This window comes from Corallococcus terminator (genome assembly GCF_003611635.1).
GTDB lineage: Bacteria > Myxococcota > Myxococcia > Myxococcales > Myxococcaceae > Corallococcus > Corallococcus terminator.
The window spans coordinates 1-3655 of record NZ_RAVZ01000546.1; the positions used below are offsets into that span (position 1 = coordinate 1).

At 69.4% G+C, this 3655-nt stretch carries 4 protein-coding genes; 1 reads left to right on the top strand and 3 read right to left on the bottom strand.

All coding sequences use genetic code 11. The features are described 5' to 3' along the window. The first annotated feature begins 58 nt into the window (after positions 1-58). Complete coding sequence (locus D7V88_RS39770) at positions 59-340, top strand: hypothetical protein (RefSeq protein WP_120545719.1); 282 nt, start codon at positions 59-61, stop codon at positions 338-340. A 21-nt stretch (positions 341-361) separates the two neighbouring features. On the opposite strand, the gene D7V88_RS39775 is transcribed toward D7V88_RS39770, so the two are convergent. The 3 genes from D7V88_RS39775 to D7V88_RS42785 all read right to left on the bottom strand — a co-directional run bounded on the left by D7V88_RS39775 (position 362) and on the right by D7V88_RS42785 (position 2981). Continuing rightward, positions 362-952, bottom strand: coding sequence for an imm11 family protein (locus D7V88_RS39775; protein WP_120545720.1), 591 nt, complete (start codon positions 950-952; stop codon positions 362-364). 15 nt (positions 953-967) lie between these two features. Continuing rightward, positions 968-2320, bottom strand: coding sequence for an AHH domain-containing protein (locus tag D7V88_RS39780; RefSeq protein ID WP_120545721.1), 1353 nt, complete (start codon positions 2318-2320; stop codon positions 968-970). Between the two features lie 142 nt (positions 2321-2462). After that, on the bottom strand, positions 2463-2981 hold the full coding sequence (locus D7V88_RS42785) for a hypothetical protein (protein WP_147449085.1): 519 nt from the start codon (positions 2979-2981) through the stop codon (positions 2463-2465). Between the last annotated feature and the right edge of the window lie 674 nt (positions 2982-3655).

Consider the following 3655-nt stretch of genomic DNA (forward strand, 5'->3'; position numbering starts at 1 on the left):
GGCTTGCGGCCCTGGATCGGCATTCCCATTTCTCTGTCGTGCATCAAGGGGGTGGGCGATGGGGTTTCTGACTGGGGTGGTGCTGGCGATGTCGTTGCAGGCGGGGCCGGTGGAGCTGACCGCGGGTCCGGTGTTCAATCCGGCGCTGTGCGCCAAGAAGCGCGTGGATCCGTGCGGCTGCCATCACGTCTACGGCATCCGGCACTGTCACCAGAGCCGCAAGAGCAACCACTGCGAAGCGCAGGTCCGCGCCTACGAGCCGGAAGAGAAGCACGACGCCGAGGACGCGAGCAGCCCGCTGCAGAGCCTCATCGATCCGAACAAGTCCGTGTCGATGTAGGACGCGGAGGGCCGGCCCCTTTCAGGGGTCGGAGTCGGTTCCGGTCACTTCGGTGAACCGCGTGCCGGTCATGTCCGCCTGCTCCAGGGCCTCCTTGAGGTCTCCTGAGACAATCAAGGCCACGGTCCAGCCCCAGGTCCGGAACACCTTGGCGTCGCCCACCTTCGACGGGTCGATGCGCATCCCGGCCACGGAGGCGTAGGTGCCTGTTTTTTCGGGCAACCCGTCCTCGGGGGTCCAGTAGCGCACCTCCTCGCTCGCCGCGTCGTCGATGCACTTCATCAGGCGCGTGGCGTTGAGGATGAAGTGCTGCCTGGCCGGGGTGTCGAGCTCCACCGGGATGAGCTGCACGTCGTCGGGGGCCATGGCGGTGAAGAGGGACGCCACCCGGGCGTGGACGATGGGGATGCTGAACGCCGCGTGGGAGTAGTCGAGGGGCTTGCCGGCGATCTCGATGGGGATCCGGATGCGCTCGTGCGTGGAGACCCGCTGGCCGATCCTGAATTGCCAGGGGTCCTCCAGCGTGTGTCCCTGTTCATCCAGGGGATGCCCCAGCTCCCAACGCCCCGAGATGTACGGATCATCGGTCAGTTTGAAGAACCGTTCCGGCATGCGGCGATCCTCGCGTCATTTGCTTCGGGTGACCAGCCGGTTGAGACGCGTTCCCTCCTGGGCGATCTCCTTCGCCAACATCGCGAGGATCCTCGTCAGCGCTTCCCGGCAGCGTTCGATGCTTCGACACGTCGAGGTGGCTTCGTCCAGTCGCTCGTAGACCTCCTCATGGTACTGCCGTGGGTGGGGGCCCCGATGTCCCGGGATCTGGACCTGGTTCGCAGCATCGTCGAGTGACATCCCCGCCCGGTCGAAGACTTTCTGATACCGCTGTGTCCAGGGGCCTCCGTTGTTGGTGGAGGTGCTGAACTTGTCGGAGGCGATGTGGTGCCAGGCTCCCCCCTTGTCCGTCGGAGCCGAGCCACCGGTGTTGCCTCCGTTGACCGCCATGGCCATGGCACCCGGTGCGAGCGCGATGGTGACGGTTTCGGCGCTCACGGCCACGGAGCTCACCTGACCGACCGCCGCCAGCCGGATGCCCGCTTGCGAACCGGCCTGCACCGCTGCCTGCGTGGCGCCTGGGAGCACGGGGACCTTTGCCGCGAGCCCCGCTGTCGTGTTGCCCACCGCCGCCATGGCCAGCAGGGCGAACGCTCGCGCCGCGGTCCTGCCCATCACCTTGCCGTAGCGCTCTCCTTCGGTTCGCAGTTCATCGAAGGTGTTGGCCCGGTCCGCTGCCTCCACCAGTTGTTTGAAGCCCACGATGAGGCTCCAGAAGGTATCGAGGCCCACGTAGCCGATGAGCGTGACGGTCATCACCGCGGCGATGCCCTTGGAGAACGGCTCGGGCACGGAGAGCAGGATGAGATACGTGGTCCAGGTCCACAGGACGCTGGTCAGCAGGGCCTGGGGATCCGCCATGTCCTTGAAGGACTCCAGCATCTCCTCCAGCACGACGCCCTGGGCCAGGGCGAGGGCCAGGGCGTACTTCCCATCCCCGGTGACGGTGGGGCTCTCCGCCAACAGGTGCAGACAGTCACCCTTCCTGGCGGTGCGCTCGCACCAGCGCAGGTAGGCGCGCGTCAACTCCACCTCCTCGGCTGGAGACTCGCCCTCCAGGTGCTCACCGGGCCCGAGCGGCGTGATGCGACGACGGTGGGGTTCGTACAGGTAGGCGCCGCTGCGTGGCTCCACTCCGAACAGATGCCGTGCCGCTGCCTGGGGCCGGGTGGCGGGGCGCGCGGCGTGGGCCAGGGCCTCCACGGCCCCCTGGAAGTCATCCGCGTCGATCTTCACCGGCGTGGCACTTCCGCGCGGAGTGATCACGATGGGCGCGCCACGGCCCGTGTCCAGACGCACCGCTCTCGTGGTGCCGCCGCATCCGGCCAGGAGCACGAGGAAGAAGGGAATCCACCACCGTGGCTGCATGCGAAGTCCTCTCGGAGCGGTTTCGCTCCCAGGAGGACCCCATGACCTGCGATGCGATTGCAAGGGGCTGCGTCAGCAGTGTTTCACAGGCGTGTCGTGGGGAACCTTGTGTTCTTCGCCCTGCTTGTCGTGAGAGCCCCGCTCAAGGCGAGGCGGTCGCGTCTCCAGGCAGTGCCTCCGAACGGCTCACCTGCAGGTCGCTGTCCGAACGGATGATGACCCAGCGCGCCTGGGGCGACACGCGCAGGGCCACCACGTTCGGAGCCAGGCGCCGCATCTCCGGCTTGAAGGGCAGCGTGGCCAGGGGCGGCATCGTCAGCGAGGACGCGTGCGGATGCCCGACCTGCGAACGCGGCAGGGGCGCGGGAGGAGGAGGCGTCGGCGCGGCTTCCGGCGAGCGGTTCAGCAACGCGATGACCTTCACGGTAGGGCGCTCCGGAGGCAGCTCGGACCTCGACACCGGCGCCATGGAGGTGGGCGTCACTGGCCCCGGCTGCGTCCAGGACAACGCGGGCAGGGCCAGCAGCGCCCCGGGCAGGGCCTTCTGCGGCGCTGCGTGGGCCGATGCCGACGGCAGGGTGTCTCGGGCGGAAGGAAGCGGTGCCGACAGCGGCGCGATGTGCGGGACCGGACCGGGGTTGCGTGAACGGACTGCGTTCACGCCCGGAGAACCGCCCTGCGTCTGAGCCCCGTGCGGAGCCGGTGACCGAACCACGGTCGGTGCGCTGCCCTGCACCGGAGCCCCATGCATGGTCGGGCCAAAGGCCGGTGCATGAGCCGTGGCCGTCGCGGTGCCCTGGACCGGAGCCCCGTGCGAAGCCGGTGACCGAACCACGGTCGGCGCGCTGCCCTGCGCGTGTGCCCCATGCGAAGCCGGACCGGAAGCCGGTGCCCGAGCCGTAGCCGTGCCCTGCGCCGGAGCACCGTGCGGGAGCGGCGTGGAACCCGGCGTGCGCACGGCCGGAGCGCCATGCGGGACCGGACCCGAGAAAGATGCACCCGCGGGCGTTGCGACCGGCGCGGTGCCCGTCCCCTGGACCGCCGGGTGCGTGTGATCACCCGCCGCGACCTGCGCGATGGACCGCGCGAGGCGCTCCGTCGCGGTCTCCGGTACCCGGGTCGCGACCTGCGCGGGACGGTGATGCGGTAGCAGGGCCTCGCGACCCGGACCCGAGCCGAGTCCCTGCATCCGCGCAGGCGTCGCGCTCCGGGCTCCGGAGACATGCATGGGCGTGATGGACGGAGCGACGGGCAGGCTCCCGGAAGGGCCCGCTTCCAGCGCGGCGTTGAGCACGAAGGGCGGAGGCGGCGGAGGGGGCAGGCTCCGGATGTGCC

What these genes read in the sequence shown, in the direction of transcription:
- D7V88_RS39770 (WP_120545719.1), top strand. Translation starts at nt 59, where the DNA reads ATGGGGTTTCTGACTGGGGTGGTGCTGGCGATGTCGTTGCAGGCGGGG.
- D7V88_RS39775 (WP_120545720.1), bottom strand. Translation starts at nt 952, where the DNA reads ATGCCGGAACGGTTCTTCAAACTGACCGATGATCCGTACATCTCGGGG.
- D7V88_RS39780 (WP_120545721.1), bottom strand. Translation starts at nt 2,320, where the DNA reads ATGCAGCCACGGTGGTGGATTCCCTTCTTCCTCGTGCTCCTGGCCGGA.